General features: G+C 41.7%; 20 protein-coding genes and 3 pseudogenes. All 23 read left to right on the forward strand.

Translation table 11 applies throughout. From position 1 onward, the window contains the following. Positions 1 to 2: 2 nt before the first annotated feature. A complete protein-coding gene (locus tag K1I56_RS00615; protein WP_155199054.1) occupies positions 3 to 1,781 on the forward strand; it encodes an ABC transporter ATP-binding protein in 1,779 nt (592 codons plus the stop codon). Positions 1,782 to 1,971: 190 nt separating this feature from the next. Beyond that, a pseudogene (locus tag K1I56_RS00620) lies at positions 1,972 to 2,052 on the forward strand (YSIRK-type signal peptide-containing protein); the annotation flags it as partial. Positions 2,053 to 2,073: 21 nt separating this feature from the next. Further along, positions 2,074 to 3,744 (forward strand): annotated as a pseudogene (locus tag K1I56_RS00625) (right-handed parallel beta-helix repeat-containing protein); the annotation flags it as partial. A 367-nt stretch (positions 3,745 to 4,111) separates the two neighbouring features. Continuing rightward, on the forward strand, positions 4,112 to 4,642 hold the full coding sequence (locus tag K1I56_RS00630) for a GNAT family N-acetyltransferase (protein WP_223324681.1): 531 nt from the start codon (positions 4,112 to 4,114) through the stop codon (positions 4,640 to 4,642). Continuing rightward, positions 4,632 to 5,291 (forward strand): annotated as a pseudogene (locus tag K1I56_RS00635) (DNA alkylation repair protein). Before K1I56_RS00630 ends, K1I56_RS00635 begins: the two are co-directional and overlap by 11 nt. A gap of 286 nt (positions 5,292 to 5,577) precedes the next feature. After that, entirely contained in the window at positions 5,578 to 6,579 is a 1,002-nt protein-coding gene (locus tag K1I56_RS00640; RefSeq protein ID WP_155199049.1) for a DUF3137 domain-containing protein, read from the forward strand. Next, positions 6,576 to 7,127, forward strand: a complete 552-nt coding sequence (locus K1I56_RS00645) for a LemA family protein (protein WP_195423257.1) — start codon at positions 6,576 to 6,578, stop codon at positions 7,125 to 7,127. The genes K1I56_RS00640 and K1I56_RS00645 overlap by 4 nt, the downstream gene beginning before the upstream one ends. 144 nt (positions 7,128 to 7,271) lie before the next feature. Next, complete coding sequence (locus K1I56_RS00650) at positions 7,272 to 8,348, forward strand: aspartate-semialdehyde dehydrogenase (protein ID WP_223324682.1); 1,077 nt, start codon at positions 7,272 to 7,274, stop codon at positions 8,346 to 8,348. Between the two features lie 252 nt (positions 8,349 to 8,600). Beyond that, positions 8,601 to 9,536, forward strand: coding sequence for a 4-hydroxy-tetrahydrodipicolinate synthase (gene dapA, locus K1I56_RS00655; RefSeq protein ID WP_195423255.1), 936 nt, complete (start codon positions 8,601 to 8,603; stop codon positions 9,534 to 9,536). A 21-nt stretch (positions 9,537 to 9,557) separates the two neighbouring features. After that, the gene (locus K1I56_RS00660; protein WP_070665747.1) at positions 9,558 to 10,172 is read left to right on the forward strand and encodes a hypothetical protein; all 615 of its coding nucleotides are present in this window, start codon (positions 9,558 to 9,560) and stop codon (positions 10,170 to 10,172) included. Between the two features lie 143 nt (positions 10,173 to 10,315). Continuing rightward, positions 10,316 to 10,654 (forward strand): ATP cone domain-containing protein, encoded by a 339-nt coding sequence (locus K1I56_RS00665; protein ID WP_049514815.1) that lies wholly within the window; start codon positions 10,316 to 10,318, stop codon positions 10,652 to 10,654. Positions 10,655 to 10,766: 112 nt separating this feature from the next. Then, on the forward strand, positions 10,767 to 11,618 hold the full coding sequence (ylqF, locus tag K1I56_RS00670; protein ID WP_070665750.1) for a ribosome biogenesis GTPase YlqF: 852 nt from the start codon (positions 10,767 to 10,769) through the stop codon (positions 11,616 to 11,618). Continuing rightward, complete coding sequence (locus K1I56_RS00675; protein WP_070665753.1) at positions 11,605 to 12,372, forward strand: ribonuclease HII; 768 nt, start codon at positions 11,605 to 11,607, stop codon at positions 12,370 to 12,372. The genes ylqF and K1I56_RS00675 overlap by 14 nt, the downstream gene beginning before the upstream one ends. A gap of 3 nt (positions 12,373 to 12,375) precedes the next feature. Beyond that, the gene (locus K1I56_RS00680) at positions 12,376 to 13,293 is read left to right on the forward strand and encodes an ROK family protein (RefSeq protein WP_223324683.1); all 918 of its coding nucleotides are present in this window, start codon (positions 12,376 to 12,378) and stop codon (positions 13,291 to 13,293) included. Between the two features lie 72 nt (positions 13,294 to 13,365). Next, positions 13,366 to 14,214, forward strand: a complete 849-nt coding sequence (gene dprA / locus K1I56_RS00685) for a DNA-processing protein DprA (protein ID WP_070665760.1) — start codon at positions 13,366 to 13,368, stop codon at positions 14,212 to 14,214. Positions 14,215 to 14,300: 86 nt separating this feature from the next. Beyond that, entirely contained in the window at positions 14,301 to 16,382 is a 2,082-nt protein-coding gene (gene topA, locus K1I56_RS00690) for a type I DNA topoisomerase (RefSeq protein ID WP_049522998.1), read from the forward strand. A 98-nt stretch (positions 16,383 to 16,480) separates the two neighbouring features. After that, a complete protein-coding gene (locus K1I56_RS00695; RefSeq protein ID WP_223324684.1) occupies positions 16,481 to 17,158 on the forward strand; it encodes a SatD family protein in 678 nt (225 codons plus the stop codon). After that, positions 17,142 to 17,846 carry a DUF3307 domain-containing protein gene (locus K1I56_RS00700; RefSeq protein WP_223324685.1) on the forward strand — a complete coding sequence of 235 codons (705 nt, stop codon included), beginning with the start codon at positions 17,142 to 17,144 and terminating at the stop codon, positions 17,844 to 17,846. The genes K1I56_RS00695 and K1I56_RS00700 overlap by 17 nt, the downstream gene beginning before the upstream one ends. 142 nt (positions 17,847 to 17,988) lie before the next feature. Then, positions 17,989 to 18,942, forward strand: coding sequence for a hypothetical protein (locus K1I56_RS00705; protein ID WP_223324686.1), 954 nt, complete (start codon positions 17,989 to 17,991; stop codon positions 18,940 to 18,942). Positions 18,943 to 19,083: 141 nt separating this feature from the next. After that, positions 19,084 to 20,418 (forward strand): methylenetetrahydrofolate--tRNA-(uracil(54)-C(5))-methyltransferase (FADH(2)-oxidizing) TrmFO, encoded by a 1,335-nt coding sequence (gene trmFO / locus K1I56_RS00710; RefSeq protein WP_223324687.1) that lies wholly within the window; start codon positions 19,084 to 19,086, stop codon positions 20,416 to 20,418. Positions 20,419 to 20,511: 93 nt separating this feature from the next. Continuing rightward, entirely contained in the window at positions 20,512 to 21,339 is an 828-nt protein-coding gene (locus K1I56_RS00715; protein WP_031573204.1) for an alpha/beta hydrolase, read from the forward strand. Between the two features lie 39 nt (positions 21,340 to 21,378). Then, positions 21,379 to 22,119: an esterase family protein gene (locus K1I56_RS00720; RefSeq protein WP_223324688.1), complete on the forward strand. Its 741-nt coding sequence runs from the start codon at positions 21,379 to 21,381 to the stop codon at positions 22,117 to 22,119. A 21-nt stretch (positions 22,120 to 22,140) separates the two neighbouring features. Next, complete coding sequence (locus K1I56_RS00725; RefSeq protein WP_223324689.1) at positions 22,141 to 23,307, forward strand: ATP-grasp domain-containing protein; 1,167 nt, start codon at positions 22,141 to 22,143, stop codon at positions 23,305 to 23,307. The last annotated feature ends 79 nt before the right edge of the window (positions 23,308 to 23,386 follow it).

The raw sequence follows: 23,386 nt of genomic DNA on the forward strand, positions 1-23,386 counted from the left end.
AGATGAAACAAGAACAAAACAGTTTTTCTAGACTATGGACTTACTTGAGAGCCTATCGCTTGGAAGTTTGCTTGTCCATTTTCTTAAAAATCCTGAGTGTCGTCATGAGTGTTATCGAACCCTTTGTTTTGGGGCTTGCCATTACGGAGTTGACAAAAAATCTCATGGATATGGCAAAAGGTCTTGCGGGAGCTGGTCTTAATACCTCCTATATCGCGATCATTATGACGCTCTATCTATTCCGTGGGGTCCTCTATGAGTTGGGATCTTATTATTCCAACTATTTCATGACCAATGCTGTTCAAAAGACCGTTCAGGACATGCGAAATGATTTGTCTCATAAAATCAACCACATTCCTGTTTCTTATTTTGACCGGCATCAGTTCGGAGATTTGCTGGGACGTTTTACTAGTGATGTCGAAACCGTCTCGAATGCCTTGCAACAGTCCTTCTTACAAATTGTTAACGCGATCTTTACCTTGCTTTTTGTCATCAGCATGGTATTATACTTAAACATCCAACTGGGGCTAGTGGTCATTTTGTCCATTCCGATCACTTATTTCAGTGCTCGATTTATCATGAAAAAATCTCAGCCTTACTTTAAAGAGCAGGCAGATGTTTTGGGGGCAATGAACGGCTTTGTGCAAGAAAATTTAACAGGCTTTAACGTCCTTAAGCTCTACGTTCGGGAAAAATCTTCTCAGGAAGAATTTCATGATATTACCCATCACCTTCAAAAAGTAGGGTTCAAGGCTAATTTCATTTCTGGCTTAATGATGCCGATTTTAAATGGGATTTCAGATTTGACTTATCTCATTATCGCTTTGTTTGGTGGCTTGCAAGTGATAGCAGGTCGTTTGACTGTCGGGAATATGCAGGCCTTCGTTCAATATGTTTGGCAGATCAACCAACCGATTCAAAACTTGACCCAATTGGCAGGTCAGCTACAAAGTGCTAAGTCGTCTCTAGACCGGATTTTCCAAGTCATGGATGAGCCAGATGAAGTAGCAGATGTGACAGAAACCCTCTCTGGAGATTTGACAGGGCAAGTCAGCTTTAAAAACGTGGATTTCCAATATGTAGCGGACAAACCCTTGATTCGTGATTTCAACCTAGAAGTCAAACCAGGTGAAATGGTGGCCATTGTCGGACCAACCGGAGCAGGGAAAACAACCCTGATTAATTTGCTGATGCGCTTTTACGATGTGACTGCAGGATCGATTACGGTGGATGGTCATGATATTCGTCATCTATCTCGCCAAGATTACCGCAAGCAATTTGGAATGGTGCTTCAGGATGCTTGGTTATATGAAGGAACCATTAAAGAAAACCTTCGCTTTGGTAATCTCGAGGCAACGGATGAAGAAATTGTGGAAGCTGCAAAGGCAGCCAATGTCGATCACTTTATCCGGACACTCCCTGGTGGTTACAATATGGAAATGAACCAGGAGTCTAGCAATATTTCTCTAGGGCAAAAGCAACTCCTAACCATTGCGCGTGCGCTCCTAGCGGATCCTAAAATCTTGATTTTGGATGAAGCGACGTCTTCTGTCGATACGCGTTTAGAGCTCTTGATTCAAAAAGCGATGAAGAATTTGATGAAAGGCCGGACTAGCTTTGTTATTGCTCACCGCCTGTCTACCATTCAAGAAGCAGATAAAATCCTTGTCCTCAAAGATGGCCAAATCATCGAGCAAGGAAATCACCAATCCTTGTTAGCAGATAAAGGATTCTACTATGAGCTCTACAATAGCCAATTTTCAAATAAAAAAGCGGAATAAGCTTGTGTCATCGAAAGAGGTTTGAGAAAGCATTCTCAGCCTCTTTTTTCTTACTCACTTTTATTACTACATAAAAAGGTTAACATTTCTGCAACAAATTGATACAGAATATTCACACAATTCACCTTGTTTGTCATGATAATTTTTATTAGGATAGAATCGTTGTAAAAAATAAAAGGAGAAATGTGTGATGAATCATTTAAACAAAGATATCATTTTTGGCATTCGTAAGTCTAAGCTTGGAGTCTTTTCTGTCGTGATTGCGATCATGGGGGCTTGTTTTTTAACTGGACAATCTGTGGCAGCTGATCAAGCTGGAGAGCAGGCCCAAGTCCAAACACAAGGGCAAGAAGCGACAACCTCTGATCCCGCAAGCTCTCAAGTAGATACCAGCCAATATGGAGCATCTATGCCTTACATCCGTTATGAGGCAGACAAAGGGAACCTCCTTGGAAAGGCAGAGGTAGAGCAGTCTCAAGATAGTCACTCAACAGCTATTGAAGCTTCTGATCAGACTTATGTCGCTTTAAAAGAAAAAGGAGATGGTGTTTCCTTTAAGGTCAATGAACCAGCCAATGCCTTAACTGTACGCTATACAGTACCAGATGGTGCCAGTGGACAACTTGATGTACAGGTGAATGGTCACAGTGTTCAACAATTGGATCTTTCATCTACGTCTAACTGGCAGTACTTGAATGACAAAGGTGTACACGATAGTTCCCAGGCGGATACACTCGCTCGGTTCCAATTTGATGAAGTACACAGCCTACTTCCAGGAGTTCAGCTTCAAAAAGGAGATGTGGTTTCACTGGTGAAAAACAAGTCAGACGACGTCCATTATGGCCTTGACTTTGTGGAATTCGAGCAAGCTCCAGACCCGATTGCTCAAGGGGACAATGCTATCAATATTGTTTCTAAAGGAGCTACGCCAAACGACGATACTGATGACAACAAGGCCCTCTATGATGCGATTTATGAAGCTAAACAAACCGGAAAGAATGTCTATATCCCAGCTGGGCGATTTAATCTCAATCGAAAAGTCGGTATCGATGCTTCTGATATGAAGATTTCAGGGGCTGGTATCTGGCATACCCAACTGCATTTTACTAGTGACCAAGCTGGTGGCGGTGGATTTGACTTCCTTCACCAAGACAACCATGTTGAATTTAGCGATGTCTATCTGTCCTCCAACCTTCGTTCACGCTATGGTGAAAATGCTCAGTACAAGGCCATTTCTGGAACGCCAGGGAAGAACTCTCATATTCACGATATTTGGGCCGAACATTTTGAAGTCGGCATGTGGATTGGCGATTATGCTGGAAAAAATGATATGAAGTACACAGATGGTCTAGTAGTAGAAAATGTCCGTTTGCGCAATAACCTGGCTGACGGAGTCAACTTTGCCCAAGGGACTAAGAATTCGATTGTCCGCAATTCTAGTATCCGTGGGAATGGAGATGACGGACTAGCCAGCTGGTCAAGTATTGCGGATGGAACAGAATCAGCAGTAGCAGAAAACAATAAATTCTTGCACAATACGATTGAACTTGGTTGGCGTGCTGGTGGTGTTGGGATCTTTGGTGGAAAAGGCCATGAGATCGCCTACAATCGGATTAAAGACAATATCGGTGATGCCGGAATTCGCTTGACGACTGTCTTTAAAGGCCATAACTTTGATCTGAATGAAGAAGGAATTCGGGTTCACCACAATCTCTTGGAGCGTACAGGAACGAAGAGTGATATCTACAACAAGCATCGTGGATCGATTGATGTTGAAACGCGCTATGGAGATATTAAAAATATCACCATTGAGGACAATGTATTTGTAGCGCCATTTGATACAGGTGTGACCGATCACCTCAATCCAAACGGTGGCATCCTAAACCATGTCGAAGTCAGGAACAATCAAACCATGAGTCAACTCTCTCGTCCAGCTCAAGCAGGATTATCTGCTCCTGCTTCAAAATCAGTTGGACAAGCCTTGAAAGTGAAAGAAGAACCACTTCAAGTAAGTGCCGTGAAAGTCCCCCATCAACCATCGAAAGTTCAACCGTCTAAAAAACAAACCGGTCTGAATCTTAAACAAGCAAAGACAGTCACTAAAACAGTCAAACCTAACTATGTCTTAAAAGCAACAAATTCCAAGCAAAAGAGCTTTTTGAAAGCTCCGAGTGCTTTATTCCTTTATCGGATGATGGGGTTAAGTCAAACAGTTTAAGAAGGATGGAAATCCTGGATATAATTCCAGGATTTTTTGCTTGCTGCTAGACTTTCATTGACAGTGAGGAGGCATATCGGTATACTAGGTATAATCTAATGAGGAGGCCTCCATGATGATTCGACCCGTTCAGCTCAGCGATGCAGCAGCTATCCGAGCGATTTACCAACCTTATGTAACAGAGACAGCCATTACCTTTGAGGTTGATGTACCGACTGTCCAGGAGTTTGAAAGCCGCATCACAAAAACGCTGACCCAATTTCCTTATTTGGTCGCAGAAGTGGATGGGAAAGTTGTGGGGTATGCCTATGCCTCGACCTATTATGCACGCGCTGCCTATGATTGGACCACTGAATTGTCTATTTATGTAGCAAAAGAAGCGCGTGGACAAGGGATTGGATCAGCCCTTTATAATGCCTTAGAAGAAGAGTTACAAGCACGAGGTTACTTACGTTTTCTGGCCTGCATTGCAGTCCCTAACGAAGCCAGCATCTCCATGCATGAAAAGCGGGGCTATGTTCAAGTCGCTCATTTCCCAAAGATTGGCTATAAGTTCAACAAATGGCACGATATCTTATGGATGCAAAAGACAATCGAAGGGCCGGTAACACTCTTGAAATGTGAGGAAGAAGATGAAGATTGAAGACTTAATTCCCATTTTAGATGCAGCAACAGTTCCTGAAAAAGTCCCAGCAATGGAAGCTTATATGAAAAATAAATTCAGCTTTCTTGGCGTTCAAAAACCAATTCTCAAAAAAATTGAAAGAGATTTTTTTAAGCCTTTCATAAAGGATCCAATTGGTTGGGCTTTTGTGGAAGAGTGTTGGTAGCAACCGTACCGTGAGTTCCAATATATTGCTATGGATTATCTGGATAAAAAGAAGAAGGAACTTAGACCTGAAGATTTTCCAAAGCTAAAGGAATTGGCTCAAACCAAATCATGGTGGGACAGTATAGATCAATTGGACCTTATCATCGGAGAGATTACTTTTCACTATCCAGAAACCAAGCAGGTTATGCTGGATTGGAGTAAGGATCAGGACTTTTGGTTGAGGCGGATTGCCATTGATCACCAGCTTATGAGGAAAGAAAAAACAGATATGGATTTGTTAGAAAAAGTGATCCTCAATAATCTAGGTCAAAGCGAGTTCTTTATAAATAAGGCAATCGGCTGGAGTTTACGCAATTATTCCAAGGTTAATCCGGATTGGGTAGGGGCCTTTATCGACCACTATCGAGATCAATTGTCACCTTTAAGCATTCGGGAAGGAAGCAAGTACTTACCTTCTTGACAGTTTGTGGATGTTCATGGTAAACTAGATTTATGCGATGAGTCGATTGGCTCCTTTGGAGTCTTTTGCGCTGAGGAGGTCTACATTCAATTGTAACGCAGGAGCGGACCTTGAACAGTTGTGTGAACCTGCTGTTCTCACCGAAAGGTGCCTCAAATCCTGGTCTTCGGATCAGGATTTTTTTGTGTCTTCAAAGAACTGAAAACTATTATAATACAGTTGCTACAAAGTTATGTTGGTGTTATAATATAGTAAAGTGCCTTGTGTCAGAAAGGAGTGGAGTTGATTGGGAGATTTCTATCATTCTAATGATTCAGCATCTACAGACTATTCGCAGAAAATTGAAGAGCTTGAAAACTCCAAACAATTTCAGGATGCCATCGGATTGATCCGAGAACAGATGAAGAACAATCTTCAGTGGAATGTTTTGCGATCTTTTGGTATTATTTGCGCCATACTGTCTCTCATTTTATTGCGTTTTGCAGCTATTCCTTTGATCCTTTTAGTGGTTGGTTTGTATTATTGGCCACAATATAAAAAAAGAAAAACCTTGTTTGGGGATCGAATTCGTTCGAACGATGAAATCTATCTTGATGATATCTTGTCGCCTGTATTAAAGGAAGTTTTTCCTAAGGCTTCGATCAAAGAGGACGGTTCCATCCCTTCTGAAGCTCTCTCGCATTTATGTCCTCGGTCGACTGATTTTCTGTGTTTCAAAGAGCTATCATTTCATGATGACAAAGAGCTGACGGTGTCAAATCTCTATGCCCATCATACAGAGACTCGTTACCGGACATCTAATGGTCATACGAGGACGGAACATGTGGAAGTTACAGATTTCCTTGGACAAGTGTTCTCTTTATGTCTACCGATCAATTTCTCGGGTCATCTTCGGGTGGTTCCGACCAAGAAATCCTTTCTTTTTAAGAGGGAGGTGAATGGGGTTTATCCTGGAGCCAGAGGGGATGAAGTGCAGATTGAAACCGAGGATATTCGCAATAACGAAAATTACAATATCTACTGCACGGATGAATTGTCTGCCCGTAAATTTCTCACCCCTAAGATGTTGGAATGGTTTGATCGACAAATTTCTCAAAATGCCATGTGTGTTTTTTTGAAAGACAAGAAACTATTTATTTCTTTGTATACCGATCGCTATATCTTTCCGACGCCCCAAAAACCAGAAGATATTGATCAACTATCTTTGGTATCTGAATATCATAAATTATGCAGAGAACTAGCTTTAATTAAAGAAATAACAGCAATTTTTGAAGGAGAAGCATCATGAATCTCATTATCGGCTTAATCATATTTGTTGCCCTATTGGCTATTTGGTTTATTAGTGTAGGAAATCGTCTCAATCGCTATCTAGTGACCATTGAAGAATCAAAGAGAACGGTCGATATCGTTCTCGTAAAACGCTATGATACCATTTCGGAAATGCTAAAAGTAGCCAAAGCCTATGCCAAACATGAACAACAGATTTTCACTGATTTAGTTGCTTTACGTCAAGGAGCATCTATCCAAGAATCTAACCAAGTCATTACCAATCAAAATGATGTCTTGGCACAAATTCGTGCAGTGGGTGAAAACTATCCAGAGCTCTTGTCTTCTAACCAATTCTTGGCCCTACAAAAGGAAATTTCTGACGAAAATGAAGATCTTGCTGCAGCGAAGCGAATTGTTAACAGTAATGTCAGCCACATCAATCAAGAAATTGTTTCCTTTCCAGCGTCTATCGTAGCAGGTGTAAAGGGGATCCATCAAGTTCCATTTCTTGCTGAAGAAACACAAGGTAAGAAAGATTTAAGTGATTTGAACTATGACCTGAATTAAAGAGCTTTTATGATAAATAACCATTAAAAATCCTGGTCTTAGAATCAGGATTTTTTCCTACTGTTGGTACTTTTCATTTATGCCAAAAAATTGTATAATAGTACAAATACTCAATTTTTAGAAAATTTTGAAAGAGGATTTACTATGGGATACACAGTTGCTGTTGTCGGTGCTACAGGTGCCGTTGGTGCTCAAATGATCAAAATGTTGGAAGAATCTACTCTTCCAATCGATAAAATTCGCTACCTTGCGTCAGCACGTTCTGCAGGAAAAGTCTTGCAATTTAAAGGGCAAGACGTGACCATTGAGGAAACGACTGAAGATGCTTTTGAAGGCGTTGATATTGCTCTTTTCTCAGCTGGTGGTTCAACATCTGCCAAATATGCACCTTATGCGGTGAAAGCAGGCGCAGTAGTGGTTGATAACACTTCTTATTTCCGTCAAAATCCGGATGTCCCATTGGTAGTTCCTGAAGTCAATGCACATGCGCTTGATGCTCACAACGGAATCATCTCTTGTCCAAACTGTTCAACCATCCAAATGATGGTAGCGCTTGAACCAGTCCGTCAAAAATGGGGCTTGGACCGTATCATCGTGTCTACTTACCAAGCTGTTTCAGGTGCTGGTATGGGAGCTATTCTTGAAACCCAACGTGAGTTGAAGGAAGTCTTGAATGACGGAGTCAACCCACGCGATGTCAAAGCGGAAATCTTGCCATGTGGTGGTGATAAAAAACATTACCCAATTGCTTTCAACGCTCTTCCACAAATCGATGTCTTCACAGATAATTACTACACATACGAAGAAATGAAGATGACAAATGAAACCAAGAAAATCATGGAAGATGATAGCATTGCCGTTTCAGCAACTTGTGTGCGGATTCCAGTCTTGTCAGCTCACTCAGAGTCAGTCTACATCGAAACAAAAGAAGTGGCACCAATTGACGAAGTGAAAGCTGCGATTGCTGCCTTCCCAGGTGCCGTCCTTGAAGACGATGTCGCTCACCAAATTTACCCACAAGCGGTTAATGCGGTAGGTTCACGCGATACTTTCGTTGGACGGATTCGTAAAGACTTGGATGCTGAAAAAGGGATCCACATGTGGGTTGTTTCAGATAACCTTCTTAAAGGTGCCGCTTGGAACTCAGTCCAAATCGCAGAAACCCTTCACGAACGTGGACTCGTACGTCCAACAGCTGAATTGAAGTTTGAATTGAAATAGGGAGAAAAACAGAAATCAGTAACTCGAAGAGTTTGATTTCGTAGTTTTTCCCCCGCACAGTTGATTAGGAAGTACGAATGTTGCAAACATGAGTAGTTCCAATCAACCACTGCGTCACGATTCAGAAATCTGCAACTCGAAGAGTTTGATTTCTTCCTCAGCTTTCTAACGAATCAACTTGTTTTATGAACAGATCATGAGGCAAAGGCAAGGAAGCCCCAGCCTCTTTCTTATATAGAGAAAGGTTTTTCTATGTCTTATAATGATTTAAAAGATTGTAAAATCATCACTGCATTTATCACCCCCTTCCATGAAGATGGGAGCATTAATTTTGACGCTCTTCCTGACTTGATCGAGCACCTCTTGGCACATCATACAGATGGGATTCTCTTAGCTGGAACGACTGCAGAAAGTCCAACTCTGACCCACGATGAGGAATTGCAACTCTTTGCGGCCGTTCAAAAGATTGTCAATGGCCGAGTTCCTTTGATCGCTGGTGTCGGAACCAATGAAACCCGCGACTCAATTGAGTTCGTGAAAGAAGTGGATGCTTTTGGTGGCTTTGCGGCAGGATTGGCTATCGTCCCTTACTACAACAAACCATCTCAAGAAGGAATGTATCAACACTTTAAAGCGATTGCGGATGCATCTAATCTTCCGATTATTATCTACAATATTCCAGGGCGCGTGGTAGTAGAAATGACACCTGAAACCATGCTTCGTTTGGCAGAGCACCCAAATATCATCGGGGTCAAAGAGTGTACAACCCTTGCTAATATGGCCTATTTGATTGAACACAAGCCAGAAGAATTTCTCATCTATACAGGGGAAGATGGAGATGCTTTCCATGCGATGAACCTTGGAGCTGATGGAGTGATCTCAGTGGCTTCTCATACAAATGGAGATGAAATGCATGAGATGTTCCAAGCGATTGAACACAACGATATTAAAAAGGCTGCGGCTATCCAACGTCAATTTATCCCTAAAGTCAATGCTCTCTTCTCTTATCCAAGCCCAGCTCCTGTCAAAGCAGTCTTGAACTATATGGGCTTTGAAGCAGGGCCAACTCGTTTACCATTAGTGCCAGCTCCTGCTGAGGAAGCGAAGCGCATTATCAAGGTTGTAGTGGATGGGGATTACCACGCGACCAAAGAAATCATTACGGGAGTTCTTCGTCCGGATTATTAATAAAATTGTCATGAGGAATGTATGTCAGAGTTAGAAAAAACGGATTCAGAAAAATCAGAACTAGAAAAATTTAAAGAACGTCATAGCCTTGATAAGTTAGATGGTGTGATAATCTATGATAAACCGACCATTAAAACAGGCGAAAAAGCTGGATGCATCGGTGCACTCTTACTTTTAATTGGATTTGGTACAGGAATTATTTTGTTGCTCCTTCATTTCATATTTGACTTCGATTCCAAGCTCCTCAACCTTCTTTGGGAATCGATAGCAGCTTTAGGATTCATTTTTAGTTTAGCAGGGGCTTTTCAAATTGGTCCCCTTACAATACACCGCTACTCAAGAGAAGCTGATAAGGATAAACATTTTGAAATTGATAGAGCCTATAATCTCTATAATGTTCTCTATAAACCGACTAAAACTATCCTTCTCCAATATGATAGTGACGAAGATCAGCTGATTGCTGTCAATGCTGGTGGTGAACTATTAGTGGAACTCATTAGAAAAGTAGAGATGGAGAAGTTACCTCTGAAGAAGATTTTGAAGACCTTCCGTTTGGATCATGTCTCTGACAATCTTTGGAGATTGACCTACAGCTATAAAAAAGAAGATGTGGTCATGGAAAAAAGTGATCGTTAGATTTTTTCATCCAATCATCTACTCTAAGTCCTGAAAAGAGCTTTGATTCTTGGCAAAAAAATTATATAATAAAGTAGTAGGTCTTCATTTCTTTCTAAGGGAAATGGAGTATTCATGAAAATTTAAACATAAAGGAGACTCCGATGGAAGTCATTAAACGTAGTGGAGAAGTGGTTGAATTCAACCCAGATAAAATTTACCAAGCTATTTTGAAAGCTGCGCAAGTTGTCTATGTTTTGACAGATGATTTGCGACAAAACCTAGCTCAAGTGACCAAGAAAGTTGCTATGGATTTGGATGAAGCACAAGTAGAACGCGCAACCATCAGCATGATCCAATCAATGGTTGAGCACCGTTTACTTGGTGCTGGTTATATTACCATTGCAGAACACTACATTTCTTATCGCTTGCAACGTGATTTGGAACGGAGTGGCTATGGTGATCATATCGCCGTGCATTTGCATTTTGAGCAAATTCGCTAGAATACTAATAGAAGTTACTTCGGTAGCTTCTTTTTAGTGTTTTTATTAATCACTGAGAATTCAAGAAAACATGGTATAATAGAGGGGATTGAACTGGAAAGGAAGTGAGATTATGGCAACTATTCAATGGTTTCCTGGACATATGTCCAAAGCTAGAAGACAAGTACAAGAAAATTTAAAATTCGTGGATTTTGTGACGGTTCTGGTAGATGCTCGATTGCCCCTATCGAGCCAAAATCCCATGTTAACAAAAATTGTTGGCGAAAAGCCTAAATTGATGATTCTGAACAAGGTAGACCTAGCAGATCCTGTGGCAACAAAAGAGTGGCAGGACTATTTTGAATCGCAAGGCATCAAAACCTTGGCGATCAACTCCAAAGAGCAGTCGACGGTTAAGAAGGTCACAGATGCTGCTAAGAGCTTGATGGCCGATAAAATTGCTCGTCAAAAGGAACGTGGGATTCAGATTGAAACCCTTCGAACCATGATTATTGGGATTCCAAATGCTGGAAAGTCCACTCTTATGAACCGCTTAGCAGGGAAAAAGATTGCTGTTGTTGGCAATAAACCAGGGGTGACCAAGGGGCAACAATGGTTGAAAACCAATAAGGATCTCGAAATCTTGGACACTCCTGGGATTCTTTGGCCCAAATTTGAAGATGAAGAAGTGGCCTTAAAGCTGGCCTTAACAGGAGCTATCAAGGATCAGTTGCTTCCAATGGATGAAGTGACCATCTTTGGCCTTAACTATTTTAAAGAGCACTATCCAGCAGTTTTACAAGAGCGTTTTAAACAAATGGACCTGGAGCATGAAGCTCCTGAAATTATTATGGAGATGACTCAGAAATTGGGATTTCGCGAGGATTACGACCGTTTTTACCAACTCTTTGTTAAAGATGTGCGCGATGGGAAATTAGGACGGTATACGCTGGATCGCGTAGGGGAAATTGATGGCAACCATTAAGGAAATTAAAGAACAATTAGCAGACATTCAGCAGTTAGACGATCCTTTATTGGCTGAATTGGAACAGGATAGCCGATCTGGTGTTATCCAAGCAATCGCAAAGCGAAAAAGAGAAATCCAAAAATGTTTAGATGAAGATGAGCGCTTGGAAGGAATGCTGGCCTATGAAAAGGAATGCTATGCACGTGGAATTGAGCTCATTGCAGGAGTGGATGAAGTGGGACGTGGCCCATTAGCGGGACCAGTTGTTGCAGCTGCTGTGATCTTACCCAAAGGCTCTAAGATTCCAGGGCTCAACGATAGTAAAAAGATTCCGAAATCCAAACACAAGGAAATCTATGAGGCTGTGCTCCAAGAAGCTATTGCGATCGGCATCGGCGTCAAGGACAACCAAGTGATTGATCAGGTCAATATCTATGAAGCTACGAAACTAGCCATGATGGAGGCCATTGGTCAGCTAGATCCTCAACCCCAGCATCTTTTGATTGATGCCATGAAGTTGGATCTTTCTATTCCCCAAACTAGTATCATCAAAGGAGATGCTAATTCCTTATCCATTGCTGCTGCCTCTATTGTAGCTAAGGTGACTCGGGATCAAATGATGGAAGAGTTTGATCGAGAATATCCGGGGTATGATTTTGCGCAGAACGCTGGCTACGGAACAGCTAAGCATCTGGCTGGGCTCCAAAAGTTGGGAGTAACTCCGATCCATCGACGTTCATTTGAACCCGTCAAATCAATGTGTGAGGATTAGGCTATGCTATTTACCATCGATATCGGAGGGACCTTTATAAAGTACGGTCTGATGGACGCAGACTATCAATTGATCCGTACAGACAAGATCCCAACACCATCTACGATTGAGGACTTTTGGCAAGGATTAGAAGAAATCGTTGCTCCTGTACGGGAAGAAATCGAGGGAATCGCCATTTCATGCCCTGGTGAGATCCAAAAGAGCCTTGGCTTTGTCTTTCGAGGTGGTCTCATCCCATATTTACGCGGAATTCCTCTAGCTAGTAGATTGCAACAAACATTTCAAGTGCCAGTCACTGTTCTTAATGATGGAGAAGCCGCTGGTCTAGCGGAAGCAAGGCTTGGTAATCTAAAAGATTGTCCATGTGGTGCGACCTTGGTCTTGGGGACAGGAGTAGGTCTCGCTCTTCTTTCTAATGGTGACCTATTGAGAGGATGGCAACTGACAGAATACATTCGGTCTATTGATAAGGCAGAAAGAACACCAGAAAATCGCCGCTTTCATCGCGAACTCTTTTTGCAAGGCATTTCCAATCTTTTGGAAAACACCGGTTCAGCTGTTCAATTTGTTGAGAAGGCTAGTCACATCTTGAACCAAGAAAAGACAGACGGTATAGCTGTTTTCAAAGCTCTTGATCAAGGAGGCCATGAGGAGCTAACATCCTTGTTTCAGGAGTATTGCCATGATATTGCTATTCTGATTTTTAATCTTCAATCTTTGCTCTTGCTTGAAAAAGTGACGATTGGAGGGGGCATTAGTAGTCAACCACTACTGATCGATGAGATCAGTCGACAATACCATGACCTACTCTCTCAAAAAGGGCATAAACAATTTGAAGCTTTGCCCATTCAAGCGGCTCGCTTCCACAATGAAAGTAACTTGATTGGTGCTGCATCTTACTTTTATTCTTCGACACATTAAAAAAAGTTCTAGAAATAGAGCTTTTTCCTTTTCTTTTTCGAATAAATAAGTGAGAGGAAGTAGAAGGTGACCATGGAGAAATTTGAAATCTTTAAATTAAAAGAAGCCGGTTTATCAAATGAGCAAGTCTTGAGAGTCTTGGACTACTGTAGGAAAGAGCAAGTCTTACCAAGCTTAGAAGAGATAGCAAGGATCGCTCGCTGTCGCAGTATCCTTCATTTTGTAGACAAATACCGACAACTAGATGAAGACCATTTACACGAGGAGTTTGAACGGTTCCCATCTCTATCCATTTTTGATCCTGAATACCCTGAGGAATTGCTACAGATCTACAATCCTCCTGTACTCCTTTTTTACCAGGGAGATTTGCAACTGTTAACCAGACCGAAGATTGCAGTTGTTGGAGCTCGGGAGACCACGCGAGAAGGGGTTCGTTCTGTAGAGAAGATTATTAAGGAACTTGGTAATGAATTGGTCATTGTTAGTGGACTTGCTAAGGGAATTGATGCGACAGCTCATTATGCCAGTATCCGCAATGGTGGCAAGACCATCGGGGTGATTGGAACGGGACTGGATGTCTTTTATCCTAAGAACAATCAGAGATTACAGACCCATATGGGAGAACACCATCTGATCTTGAGCGAGTATGGTCCAGGACAGGCTCCTCTTAAGTTTCATTTTCCTGAGAGAAATCGCATCATTGCAGGTCTCTGTCAGGCTGTGATTGTGGCAGAGGCGCGACTCCGTTCAGGCAGTTTGATTACTTGTGAGCGTGCTATGGAAGAAGGACGAGACGTTTTTGCTATTCCAGGAAATATTTTAGATGGTAAATCTGCAGGCTGCCATCACCTGATTCAAGAAGGCGCAAAGCTTGTCACCTCAGGCCAGGACATTCTTGATGAATTGAAATACGAATTGTGATTTTCCTATAGGAGAAGTTCCTAGTTGACATCTTTCTTAAAATGTATTAAACTCAATGAGATTTATACAATACAGAGGGATAAAACGTGGTAACAAAAAAGAAAAGCAGTACAACCAAGAAAAATTTGGTGATTGTGGAGTCTCCTGCGAAGGCGAAAACAATCGAGAAATACCTTGGTCGTAACTACAAAGTCATGGCCAGTGTTGGCCATATTCGGGACCTGAAAAAATCAACCATGTCGATTGATTTCGACAATAACTATGAACCGGAGTATATCAATATTCGCGGAAAAGGTCCCTTGATCAATGATTTGAAAAAAGAAGCTAAAAAAGCCAAACAAGTCTTTCTCGCAAGTGACCCGGACCGAGAAGGAGAAGCTATTTCTTGGCATTTGGCTCATATTTTGAACTTGGATGCCAAAGAAAAGAACCGCGTGGTTTTTAATGAAATCACCAAGGATGCCGTAAAAAATGCCTTTAAAGAACCGCGTCAAATCGATATGGATTTGGTTGATGCCCAACAAGCACGTCGGGTCTTGGACCGGATTGTAGGGTATTCAATTTCGCCTATTCTTTGGAAAAAGGTCAAAAAAGGACTTTCTGCAGGGCGCGTGCAATCTGTTGCCCTCAAATTAATCATTGATCGTGAAAACGAAATTAATGATTTCAAGCCGGAAGAATACTGGACCATTGATGGTGTCTTCAAAAAAGGGACCAAACAATTCCAAGCTAGCTTCTATGGGATTGATGGCAAGAAGATGAAGCTCAACACCAATGAAGAGGTGAAAGCTGTTCTTGAACGCTTAGATGGCAAAGATTTTACCGTTGAAAAAGTTGAAAAGAAAGAACGTCGTCGCAATGCTCCCCTTCCTTACACCACATCTTCTATGCAGATGGATGCTGCCAATAAGATCAACTTTCGTACACGCAAGACCATGATGGTCGCCCAGCAATTGTACGAAGGAATCAATATTGGTTCTGGTGTTCAAGGTTTGATTACCTATATGCGTACCGACTCCACACGGATTAGTCCGGTTGCGCAAAATGAGGCAGCTAACTTTATCGTGGATCGCTTCGGTGAGAAATATTCTAAGCATGGAAGCCGTGTGAAAAACGCCTCTGGTGCCCAAGATGCCCACGAAGCGATTCGTCCATCCAGCGTCTTCAATACTCCTGAAAGCATTGCTAAATACTTGGACAAAGACCAATTGAAACTCTACACCTTGATTTGGAACCGCTTTGTGGCTAGTCAAATGACAGCAGCTGTCTTTGATACCATGAATGTCCGTTTAGGTCAAAATGGGGTTCAGTATACGGCAAATGGGAGCCAGGTGAAGTTTGATGGTTATTTGGCGATTTATAATGATTCAGATAAGAACAAGATGTTGCCGGACATGGTAGAAGGTGATATCGTCAAGCAAGTCAATAGCAAGCCGGAGCAACACTTTACCCAACCACCGGCCCGTTATTCTGAAGCAACCTTGATTAAGACCTTGGAAGAGAACGGTGTTGGTCGTCCTTCAACCTATGCTCCGACGATTGAGACCATTCAAAAACGTTATTATGTGAAGCTGGTAGCTAAACGTTTTGAACCAACGGAATTAGGGGAGATCGTTAATAAACTGATTGTTGAGTTTTTCCCAGATATTGTCAATGTGACCTTCACAGCGGAGATGGAAGGGAAACTCGATGATGTCGAACTCGGAAAAGAAGAGTGGCAAAAAGTCATTGATGCCTTCTACAAACCATTCTCCAAAGAAGTCGCAAAAGCTGAAGAAGAGATGGAAAAAATCCAAATCAAAGATGAACCGGCTGGTTTTGATTGTGAAGTCTGTGGCAGCCCGATGGTGATTAAATTAGGACGTTTTGGTAAGTTCTATGCTTGTAGTAATTTCCCAGATTGTCGCCATACCCAAGCGATTGTCAAAGAAATCGGTGTGGAGTGTCCTGACTGTCATCAGGGACAAATCATCGAACGTAAAACCAAACGAAATCGTATTTTCTATGGCTGTAATCGCTACCCAGACTGTGAATTCACTTCTTGGGACAAGCCAATCGGCCGGGATTGTCCAAAATGTGGTCATTACTTAGTTGAGAAGAAAGTCCGTGGCGGTGGCAAACAAGTCGTATGTAGCAATGGTGACTACGAAGAAGAAAAAGTGAAATAAGTTATTAAATGTCTGTTATAACAGCAATTTTTATAAATGTCTGTTATAATAGACATTTTTTGTTTTTTTCGTTATAATAGACATAAGGAGGTGGGCTTATGTATCTTGCTTTGATTGCAGATGTGATTGATTCCAAAATCGTACAAGAACGTTTTGACCTGCAAAAACAATTGGAAAAAACGCTTCAAAAGATCAATGAGCTTTTTAAAAACTGCCTAGCATCGGCTTTTACCCTAACTTTGGGGGATGAGTTTCAAGCGCTTTTAAAAGTGGAGGCTCCGGTTTTTCAAATCATTGATACCCTGCGTTCAGAACTAAAGCCGACTCAACTTCGTTTCGGCATTGGCCTCGGTGAGATTGTAACGGATATCGATCCCCTGCAAAGTATCGGTGCAGATGGACCGGCCTATTGGAATGCTCGTGCAGCTATTAATCTGGTCCATCAGAAAAATGATTATGGCAGCACTCAGATCTATTTTTTGAGCGGTAATGACAGCCAGGACTTAGTGGTGAATGCCCTCATCGCTTCCGGAGAGGCCATACGTTCGGGTTGGAGAGAGAGCCAAGAAGAGATCCTGCTCAATCTGCTAAAGAGATCTGTCTATAGTGAAAGCTTTAGCCAGCAGGATTTGGCCCAATCGCTAGAGCTCAACCCTAGTGCCCTGTCCAAGCGCTTAAAGAGTAGCAGTATTCGTGTTTATTTACGGGGACGAGCAGCAGCACTAGCTTGTATTCAAAGCTTAGAGAAAGGAGAGGCCCATGAGCGGATTGTCTAGTATCGTAACGAATACATACTTAATCCTTTTGTTGATTTGTCATTTGTTATCGGATTATTATTTTCAAAGTCAGAAGATGGCGGATCGCAAGGATCAGGATAAGAAGGTTCTCGGGCTTCACATTCTATATGTAGCTCTGCCTCTGATCGTGGTTTCTCTCTTTCATCTAGATTTGTGGTGGATTTGCTTGGTCATTTTACTGACTCATGCTGGAATAGATTTCTTAAAACCGATCGTGCAGAAGCAATTGAAATTACCAACCGCATGGACCTTTGCCTTGGATCAAGTCTTGCATATTGGCATCTTGACGTGTCTAATCCTTTTAGGAGCGAAGAATGGTTCGACCTATCTGCCTCTGGACACTTTAAATCTAATCTTTTATGTCCTCCTAGTTGGGAAACCGAGCAATATTGCCTTTAAAATTCTGTTTACCAAGTATCAACCCACCAGCAAGAAGAAAATGGATACGATCACTGGTGCTGGTTCCATGATTGGCTTTTTAGAGCGTTTGGTGATCGGTGCATGTCTCGTCTATGGGCAATTTGCTTCTATCGGCCTGGTCTTTACAGCCAAGTCCATCGCCCGCTACAATAAAATTTCCGAGAATCCAGCCTTTGCAGAGTATTACTTGATCGGGTCCTTATTCAGTATCTTATCTGCCCTCTTAGCAGCCTGGTTATGTCAATAAATCTGGAAGTACACTAGGTCAGAAAAAATTATAAAATTTTTAAAGATCACCAATCAACAGGAAATTGATCCCGTTAAGATTCTTACTGGAACGAAAATAATCATCGTAAAGATTTTTTTAAAATTGCATGCTAGGAGGGGAAATGAAAAGCAAAGTGATTAAGAAAGTAATTGGCGTACTGTTGCCTATTCTCACGTTATTTATTTTATCGACACGTAACAACTACAGAATCGATCGTGATTTAGCTAAAACAGCTATTTCAAATATCCGTTCAGTAGTAGAAGCTGCAGGACTAGAAGCAGAAGAATACTCGACAGCTGCCTTTGATTATAAGAGATATCCGAATTACATTAAAGGAACTAGAAAAGTAGTTGATGTCTATGTGGATTTTGAAAAAGACTATGTTGAGAAAACTCCAGTCCTTAAATACAATCCGGAGCTTAAAGAAGTTGAAAAGAAAATTTTCTTTGTTTTTCCTAAGAAAACAGTCTATCGTTTAGAAATGGAGTATGATTCTGGTGATGACGACTATGACCGATTTAAAAAAGCTTACAATACGATACTTCAAAGTGCTAGCTTGACTTCAACATATTTAAGCGATGATGCGCTTAGGAAACTTTACATTAAAAATTCAGTTGAATTGGATCACTATCACTTTTGGTTCAATTATTCTTTGGAACCGAAAGAAGAATACAGTGATAACCCTAAAATCCGTCTTGAAGAGAGAGAAAAAAGAGAAGAAATTTTGAAGACGGATGTAGAAGAACTCACTCCCTTAATCGAGGATTTAGACTCAAGTAGAGTCAACAATCTTGATGAAGAGACACTCGTCCGTAATCGAGATATACTCTTAAAAAGAGTTGTTGATAATCGTTCGCCTTTTAGTATTGAGATATTCATTAATATAAAAGAGGTACGAAAACAAAACCTCCAAGTAACTAATGAAGATATTGACAATTGGACAAACTCTGATTTTAACTATTTGCTTGCTCAAATAGTTGAAATTGAAAAATTACCTAAGAATACTGAAGTACGTTTGAGTGTAAAAGATGAAAGAAAACTGGGTAAGGAGATATACATTTTCAAGAAAAAATAATTTTGGAAAGACATTCAGGAATCCTCCTGTCTGTCTTTTTACTTAGCTTTTTGGTATAATGGACCAAGTATTAATTAGAAAGATTTGTGGGTGTCTAACAGTCCAGTGGGGTGTTTTGATACCCAAAGAGGTATTAGTGTCATGTCTCAATCTTATATCAATGTGATCGGTGCAGGCCTTGCAGGCTCGGAAGCAGCTTACCAGATTGCCCAACAGGGAATTCCGGTCAAGCTTTACGAAATGCGTGGAGTCAAATCCACTCCGCAACACAAAACAGACAACTTTGCTGAGCTAGTTTGTTCCAACTCTCTTCGTGGGGATTCTCTGACCAATGCTGTCGGGCTCCTCAAAGAAGAAATGCGCCGTCTGGGTTCTATCATCCTTGAAGCAGCTGAAGCGACTCGGGTACCAGCCGGTGGAGCACTTGCTGTGGACCGAGAAGGTTTTGCTAATCGAGTGACGGAGAAGGTGTCCCAACACCCACTCATTGAAGTCATTCGTGATGAAATTACGGAATTGCCGACAGATGCCATCACAGTGGTCGCAACAGGCCCTCTAACCAGTGATGCCTTGGCAGAAAAGATCCATGCCCTTAATGGTGGCGATGGTTTCTATTTCTATGATGCAGCAGCTCCAATCATCGATGTCAATACTGTCGATATGAACAAGGTCTATCTCAAGTCACGCTATGACAAGGGAGAAGCAGCTTATCTCAACTGCCCGATGACCAAGCAAGAGTTTATGGACTTCCACGAGGCCTTGGTCAATGCGGAAGAAGCCCCGCTCAACTCTTTTGAAAAAGAAAAGTATTTTGAAGGTTGTATGCCCATTGAAGTCATGGCCAAACGAGGCATCAAAACCATGCTCTATGGCCCTATGAAACCAGTTGGGCTCGAGTATCCTGATGATTACAAAGGGCAACGTGATGGGGAGTTTAAGACCCCTTATGCGGTAGTCCAATTGCGCCAAGACAATGCGGCTGCCAGCCTTTACAATATCGTTGGCTTCCAAACTCACCTTAAATGGGGCGAACAAAAACGGGTCTTCCAAATGATTCCAGGTTTGGAACATGCGGAATTTGTGAGATATGGTGTCATGCACCGCAATTCCTACATGGATTCTCCAAATCTGCTTGAACAAACCTACCGTTCGAAGAAACAATCAAACCTCTTCTTTGCGGGTCAAATGACAGGGGTAGAAGGCTATGTTGAGTCAGCTGCCTCAGGTTTGGTAGCTGGAATCAATGCCGCTCGCCTTTTCAAAGGAGAAGAAGCAGCGATTTTCCCAGAAACAACAGCTATCGGAAGTTTGGCTCACTATATCACCCATGCCGATAGCAAACATTTCCAACCCATGAATGTCAACTTCGGGATTATCAAGGAGCTAGAAGGACCACGCATTCGGGATAAAAAGGAACGGTATGAGAAAATTGCCGAACGTTCTTTACAAGATTTGTCTCAGTTTATGGAAAAATAACCCAATAAAGGAAAAAGTTTGGAGAAAATCCAGACTTTTTCTTCTAAAAATGGTATAATGAATAAAATTTAGAATATAGAGAGTTTTCTGACAATGAACAAATCCTATTTTTATTTAGATATGAAGACACACGAGTTGAAAGTGCCTTATACCGGAAAACTCCGTCGTGTGCGAGTCTTATTACCTAAGAATTATGAAACGGATACAGATAGACGTTACCCTGTTGTTTATTTCCACGATGGGCAAAATGTCTTGTATAGCAAGGAAGCTTATGCGGGTCATTCCTGGAAGGTGATTCCAGCCATTAAGCGGAATCCAGATATTAGTCGCATGATTGTTGTTGCGATCGATAATGATGGTTTCCAACGCATGAATGAATACTCTGCCTGGAAGTACAAGGAATCCAATATTCCTGGCATGCAATTTGGTGGCAAGGGAGTTGAGTACGGCGAATTTGTCATGGAGGTGGTGAAACCTTTTATCGACCAAGAATACCGGACTCTTGCTGATCGAGAACATACGGCCATGATTGGTTCTTCCTTGGGGGGAAATATTACCCAATTTTTGGGCTTAGAGTACCAAGATCAAATCGGATGTTTAGGGGTCTTTTCATCTGCTAACTGGCTTCACCAAGATGCCTTCAATCATTATATCGAACGCAAAAAATTGTATGCAGACCAACGGATTTACATCTATGTAGGAACTGAAGAGGCGGATGATACGGATAAAACTTTGATGGCAGGAAACATCAAGCAAGCCTATATCGATTCATCTCTTCGTTATTATCACGACGTCATTCAACAAGGGGTGGCTTTGGAAAATATTGCCATTCGGATTCAATCTGGGGCTATTCACCACGAAGAAGCATGGGCCGAACATTTACCAGAATGCCTTCGCTTTTTGGCAGAAAAATGGGATTAATAGACTGTAAATTGAAGAAATAAAGGAAAGAGGGAACTTATGAATATTGAACATTTAAGCCACTGGAGTGGCCAACTCAACCGTGAAATGTATCTGAACCGCTATGGACACGCAGGTATTCCTGTTGTGGTCTTTGCTTCATCAGGTGGAAGCCATAACGAGTATTATGACTTTGGTATGATTGATGCTTGTGCTCAGTTTATCGAAGAAGGACGAGTTCAATTCTTTACCCTTTCGAGTGTGGATAGTGATAGCTGGCTTTGTAATTGGAAGAATCCTCACGATCGAGCAGAAATGCACCGAGCTTATGAACGCTATGTGATTGAAGAAGCCATTCCTTTTATCAAACACAAAACAGGCTGGTTTGATCCGATGATGACAACTGGTTGCTCTATGGGAGCCTACCACGCGCTCAACTTCTTCTTGCAACATCCAGATGTCTTTAACAAAGTGATTGCCTTGAGTGGTGTCTATGACGCTCGTTTCTTTGTTGGTGACTTTGGAGGCGATGAAGCAATTTACCAAAACTCGCCATCTGATTATATTTGGAACCAAAACGATGGCTGGTTTATCGATCGTTACCGTCAGGCTGAAATCGTTGTTTGTACTGGTTTAGGGGCTTGGGAACAAGATGGACTTCCATCTTTCTACAAACTGAAAGAAGCCTTTGATCACAAAAAAATTCCTGCATGGTTCGCTGAATGGGGGCATGATGTCGCCCACGATTGGGAATGGTGGCGCAAACAAATGCCATATTTCCTAGGCCAAATGTATCTATAAGTAAAAAGGGAGGAGACCTCAATGAATTATATCGTTATTTCACCATATTACCCACAAAACTTCCAACAATTTACAATCGAGTTGGCTAATAAAGGGATCACTGTTTTGGGAATTGGTCAAGAGCCATATGAACAGTTAGATGCGCCTTTGCGCAACAGCTTAACAGAATATTTCCGAGTTGAAAATTTGGAAAATCTAGACGAAGTGAAGCGAGCAGTAGCCTTTCTTTTCTACAAACACGGGCCAATCGATCGCATCGAATCCCACAATGAATACTGGTTGGAATTGGATGCAGCGCTTCGGGAGCAATTCAATGTCTTCGGGGCTAAGCCAAAAGATTTGAAGAAAACCAAGTTCAAATCCGAAATGAAGAAACTCTTCAAGAAAGCTGGAGTCCCAGTCGTACCTGGTGCTGTGGTTAAAACAGAAAAAGACATTGATAAAGCTGTGAAGAAGATTGGGTTGCCTTTGATTGCTAAGCCTGACAATGGGGTAGGAGCAGCAGCGACCTTCAAGATCGAAACGCCAGAAGATGTGGACCATTTCAAGGCAGAATGGGATGGCCATACAGAGTACTTCTTTGAGAAATTTGTCACTTCTAGTGAGATTTGTACCTTTGATGGTCTGGTTGATCGTGATGGCAACATTGTCTTCTCCACTACATTTGACTATGCTTATACGCCACTCGATTTGATGCTCTACAAGATGGACAACTCTTATTATGTTCTCAAAAAGATGGATCCAAAATTGCGTCAATACGGGGAAGCGATTGTCAAAGCCTTTGGCATGAAAGAACGTTTCTTCCACATCGAATTCTTCCGCGATGGGGATGACTATATTGCGATCGAGTACAATAATCGCCCTGCAGGTGGCTTTACCATTGACGTCTACAACTATGCCCACTCGATTGATTTGTACCGTGGCTATGCTGCTATCGTAGCTGGAGAACCTTTCCCAGCTTCTGAATTTGAGCCCCTATATTGCTTGGCGACTTCACGCCGTGCCAATGCAGCCTATGTTCTGTCAGAAGAAGAAGTTTTGGCTAAATACCATGATCAATTCCGTGTCAAGAAAGACATGCCTGCAGCCTTTGCGGAACTTCAGGGAGATTACCTCTATATGCTTACAACACCTAGTCGTGAAGAATTGGAACAAATGATTCATGACTTTGGCCAACGCCAATCATAAGATAACGACCGGTAGGATAGGATCCTATCGGTTTTTTTATATGTATAGCAAAGGAAGAAGAGAAAAGATTGTGAAATAT

The sequence above is a fragment of the Streptococcus parasanguinis genome (assembly GCF_019929185.1).
GTDB classification, from domain to species: domain Bacteria; phylum Bacillota; class Bacilli; order Lactobacillales; family Streptococcaceae; genus Streptococcus; species Streptococcus parasanguinis_O.